Source organism: Pedobacter sp. 05L430 (assembly GCF_056397585.1).
This window is the reverse complement of the sequence record NZ_JBFTNT010000296.1, coordinates 1-5,162: the sequence shown is the minus strand read 5'-3', so window position 1 is coordinate 5,162 and position 5,162 is coordinate 1. Positions and strand designations below refer to the sequence as shown.

General features: G+C 39.3%; 5 protein-coding genes. All 5 read left to right on the top strand.

Annotated features, from left to right (window positions below; translation table 11 throughout):
• Nucleotides 1-656 (top strand): hypothetical protein (locus AC1DG9_RS22940; protein ID WP_477635303.1); only part of this gene is annotated, 656 nt, incomplete at its 5' end.
• 18 nt (nucleotides 657-674) lie between these two features.
• Nucleotides 675-1,388: an MIP/aquaporin family protein gene (locus AC1DG9_RS22935; protein WP_288881706.1), complete on the top strand. Its 714-nt coding sequence runs from the start codon at nucleotides 675-677 to the stop codon at nucleotides 1,386-1,388.
• Between the two features lie 31 nt (nucleotides 1,389-1,419).
• Nucleotides 1,420-1,713, top strand: a complete 294-nt coding sequence (locus AC1DG9_RS22930; RefSeq protein WP_172662745.1) for a peptidylprolyl isomerase — start codon at nucleotides 1,420-1,422, stop codon at nucleotides 1,711-1,713.
• 15 nt (nucleotides 1,714-1,728) lie between these two features.
• Nucleotides 1,729-3,408 carry a DUF4091 domain-containing protein gene (locus AC1DG9_RS22925; RefSeq protein WP_477635302.1) on the top strand — a complete coding sequence of 560 codons (1,680 nt, stop codon included), beginning with the start codon at nucleotides 1,729-1,731 and terminating at the stop codon, nucleotides 3,406-3,408.
• A gap of 11 nt (nucleotides 3,409-3,419) precedes the next feature.
• Nucleotides 3,420-5,078 (top strand): UxaA family hydrolase, encoded by a 1,659-nt coding sequence (locus tag AC1DG9_RS22920; protein ID WP_337716079.1) that lies wholly within the window; start codon nucleotides 3,420-3,422, stop codon nucleotides 5,076-5,078.
• The last annotated feature ends 84 nt before the right edge of the window (nucleotides 5,079-5,162 follow it).

Genomic DNA, 5,162 nt, shown 5'->3' with positions numbered 1-5,162 from the left:
GTGTGACTTATATTTATAAGAAACAAATTGAAGAGGCAGATATCCTTATTGTCAATAAGATTGATTCTCTGACTAACGATGAGTTAAACAAGATGGAACGTTTGGTAAATAGTAAGTTTCCTGAAAAAACAATTTTGTTTCAAAATTCGCTTGATATAGAAAGCATAGACCAGTGGTTAATTACACTGGAAAATTTTAAAGCAGCCACCAGAAACTCTTTGGAAATTGACTATGATATTTATGGTGCAGGAGAAGCAGAACTTGCCTGGCTTGATATTGAATTGGAATTGTTTGCTGATGAAAGTAATGTGTTTGAGGCAGGAGTTGCACTTGCAAAGGAAATTCATTGGGAAATAACCGAACAGAAATTGCCAATAGGCCATTTAAAATTCTTCGTTGACGATGGAGTGCAACAAAAGAAGATAAGCTTTACAGCGGGAAGTCAAAACGCAATAACTGAGGTTACAAAATCGTCTTCTTCAAAGGTAGATATACTGATCAATGCAAGAGTGCAAACTGGACCGGAACATCTTGAAGCTTTGGTGTTCGATATGATCGGCAAAATTGAAGCAAGCTCAGGGCATAAATTTATTACGAAAGGTATTTCCTCATTTAAACCGGGCTACCCAAAACCAACACATAGGATTATTGATTAGATCTATCAAAAGAATAAAATGCAGAATCAAGTAAGAAAATATACTGCTGAATTTATAAGCACATTTATAATGGTTTTCTGTGGTACAGGGGCGATTATCATTAACCAGGAATCGGGTGGAGTGGTAACGCATATGGGTATAGCAATCACCTTTGGTTTGGTTGTGATGAGTATGATTTACGCTTTTGGAAATATTTCGGGTGCGCACATGAATCCGGCGGTGAGCATTGCCCTTACCATATCAGGAAAGCATCCGCTAAAAGATTTGGTACCTTTTGTTTTGAGTCAGCTGGCAGGAGCGATCGCAGCAAGTTGCACGTTGCAGGCCCTGTTTCCAGCTAATGATACACTAGGATCAACATTACCTGCAGGTTCCGCTTTTCAATCTTTCATACTTGAGTTTTTCCTAACATTTTTTTTAATGCTTGTAATCATTGGCGTAGGAAGAAAAAGTAAAAAAGAGGGGAGCCTTGCCGGGATAGTAATTGGAGGTGTAGTTGGTTTGGAAGCGATGTTTGCGGGGCCAATTTGCGGAGCATCAATGAACCCGGCGAGATCATTAGCCCCGGCAGTTATTTCTGGTCATACGGAACATTTATGGGTGTATTTGAGTGCAACGATTTTTGGTGCTATCATGGCTGTTTTAGTCGGCAAATTTTTATTAGCTGAAACCTTTGTTCCACAGACGCATACTGAAGTTGAAAAATCAAGAATTAGCGCTTATGAAAATTGAGGATAAAACTGTGGTATCTATTAGATATAAGATGGAAAATAGTAGAGGGGAGGTGCTTGAAGATATTCTGGATGGGTTGCCAATCAACTATTTACATGGTCATGGAACCATTTTCCCTTCCCTGGAAGCAGAACTCAAAGGTTTAAATGAAGGAGAAGAAAAACAGATTTTTTTGTCAAAGGAAACAGGATATCAGGATTTAGATGATGAGTTTCATATCTGGGTTGTTGTTGACAAGGTTCGGTATGCCAGCGATGAAGAGCTGGAAAAAGGGTTAAATCCAGTGTTGTCAGACGGTTATTGTGGCCCAGAGGGTTGCTGTTAGAAAGGATTAAAAAAAATGAAAAGACTTGAAAAAATAGCATTTGTATTTATTATACTAAGCATGCTTTTCTATAAGGATGCAATAAGTAAAGATAAAAACATKGACGTTTGGCTGGAAAGCTCGTTGAAACGGATTTTTCCTCAATCACCAGGTAAGGCCACTGATCATCTCACCTTAATTGTAGCTAGAAACAGTAGGGTATCCTTTCAGGTCGGATTTCATAGCAATATGAAAGACAGGGTAGAGATTGCCTGTGATGTTGAAACCGGAGCAGTTAAGCATGAAGTTCGTTATGTAGGCCTGGTTCCTTTTCAAAACTTTAATACCGATGTACGTGAGGAAGAGCTTGATGGCATTGGTTTCTTACCGGGAATGTTACCAGATCCACTTTACCCGCTTACCCGTGTAGATGCTAATCCATATGCAAGCCGCTCTTTTTGGGTTACATTAAGGATTCCAGAAAATATAGAACCGGGTATTCACCAATGCAAAGTAAAAGTAAGCTGGAATGAGGGAAAAGTTAACATGGAGAAAACGCTTTTGGTTGATTTAAATATTAGCAAGCTTATTGTTCAGCCTCGTAAAAATTTTCATGTAACCCATTGGTGGAGAGGCGAAGCTACCTGGGCTCAGTATAAGACTGAAATGTATGATGAAAAATGGTGGCAGCTCACTAAGGCACAGATGAAGAATTTAATTGATCATGGAAATGATGTAGCCTTTATTCAAAATTTGTTTGAGCTTAAAACTGTATTTAAAAAGCCTTGTCAGATGCTGATCATCAATGAAACCAGTCCTGGTAAATATAGTTTTGATTGGTCTCGTATAAAGCGGTTCGTTGATATGACTAAGGAATTGGGCTACAAAAAATTTGAATGGGGTCATCTTTTTCTTTACTGGGGTGTTGAAAATGCAATGCATGTTTATACGCAAAAAGGTGATAAATATGAACTGCTTTGGGATGAGAATCTTTCTGCAACTTCTCCGGTTTACCTAAATTTTCTAAAACAATATCTGCCAGCGTTTCATCGCTTCCTTAAGAAGGAAAACGTATTAGACGATTCCTATTTTCATTTATCGGATGAGCCTGGATCTGAGCATATACAAAACTACAAGAGGGCTAGAAAAATACTACAGGAACTGGCTCCCTGGATGAAGGTAATGGATGCATTAAGTGATGTGAGGTACGGAAGAGAGAAATTAACTGATATACCGATTCCAATCATTAGCTCGGCCGGCGATTACCTTAAAGAGAATATTCCTCATTGGGTGTATTACTGCACAGGACCCAGAGATCAGTGGCTTAATCGGTTCTACGACACCCCACTTGCTAAAATCAGAATGTCGGGTTTTTTATTTTATCATTTGAATGCTCAGGGCTTTTTACACTGGGGATACAACTATTGGAATGTAGTGGAAAAGGAAGAACCTATTGATCCCTTTACCAATGCATCAGGAAGTGCTTATCCTGGAATTGCAGCTGGAGATCCCTTTGTAGTTTATCCGGGACCAGATGGGCCATACGATTCAATAAGATGGGAAATATTTGCAGAATCTCTTCAGGACTATGCCATTTTGCAGTCGGCTGGTATTAAGCAGGACGATCCCATGCTATCTGAAATAAAAACTTATGCTGATTTCCCTAAGAAAGAAGAATGGATAGATCAGACTATGAAACGAATACTAGAAAAATAAATACTTGATTAATGAAGTCAAAAACACTTAAAATAAATCGCACAGATAATATAGAGGTAGCATTATCGGATTTAAAAGCAGGTGATGCCATAAATAGTGATGAGGGAACTTATGGTTTGGTTACAGATGTTAAGGCAAAGCATAAATTTGCGACTATTGACCTACTGCCTGGAGATGATATTGTGATGTACGGGGTGCTTGTAGGCAAGGCAACTACAGCAATTAAAAAAGGCGAAGTAATTACTACAGGCAATGTTAGTCATGCGGCTAATAACTATAAACTTAAGGAAAGAAAAACCAGCTGGGAAGTGCCAGAAATATCCTCATGGAGCGATAAGACTTTTATGGGATATCATAGAGATAATGGCACAGTTGGCGTGGCCAATTACTGGCTGATCATCCCTTTGGTATTTTGTGAAAACAAGAATGTACAGGTTATTCAGGATGCCTTTATGAAAGGATTGGGGTATCATGACAATGATTCATCCTATTACAATCAGGTACAGCAATTGGTTAAGATGCACAGAGCCGGTATAGCTGTTGAGGATATATTGAGCATAGACATAGGTAGTTTAGATAGTGATGTAGTGGCAGAAAACAGGGTGTTTCCGAATGTTGATGGGGTTAAGTTCTTAACACACTCATTAGGATGTGGTGGTACAAAAGACGATGCCATAAATCTTTGTGGCTTACTTGCAGGATATATAACGCACCCCAATGTTGCAGGAGCTACTGTGCTAAGTCTTGGTTGTCAGAATGCACAAATACCGCTTTTAAAAGAGCAAATTGCAAAACGAGATCCTCAGTTCTCGAAACCTTTATATTGCTTTGAGCAGCAACAGGTAGGAACTGAATCTGAATTAATGAAATTGGCTATAAAACAAACCTTTGCAGGCTTGATGCAAGCCAATGAACTTAAGCGCCAACCCGCCCCTTTAAGCAAACTTTGTATTGGACTGGAGTGCGGGGGGTCGGATGGTTTTTCTGGAATTTCAGCTAACCCGGCTTTGGGATATACTTCAGATCTATTGGTTGCTTTGGGATCATCGGTAATACTTTCGGAATTTCCAGAGCTTTGTGGTGTGGAGCAGGAACTTAGCGATCGTTGCTTAGATGAGACTGTCGCCCAGAAGTTCATGACCTTAATGACAGCTTATCATGAAAGAGCTAAAGCTGTAGGTTCAGGTTTTGATTCTAATCCGTCGGCAGGCAATATACGTGATGGTTTAATTACTGACGCCATTAAATCTGCCGGTGCAGCAAAGAAAGCAGGTACGTCGCCAGTTATTGATGTTCTAGATTATCCAGAACAAGTTTCCAAACCAGGATTGACATTGCTATGTACACCTGGTAGCGATATAGAATCAACAACGGCAGAGGTTGGAGCAGGAGCTACACTTGTATTTTTCACAACCGGATTGGGTACCCCAACGGGCAATCCTATTGCACCTGTAGTAAAAATCTCAACTAATACAACGCTATATAAAAAGATGAATGACATCATTGATATTGATGCAGGTACAATAATAACTGGCGAAGAAACAATTAAACAGGTAGGAGAACGTATTCTCGATTACATCATAGAAATAGCCAGCGGGTCGATTAAAGCCAAGGCTGAAGCATTGGGACATAACGACTTTATTCCCTGGAAAAGAGGGATATCCTTATAAACAGACAATTTCAAATTAAAACGAATAAATACATTATGAAATTATATAAAACTAAACAAGGTGCTATTTTGCATAGTGATGCGG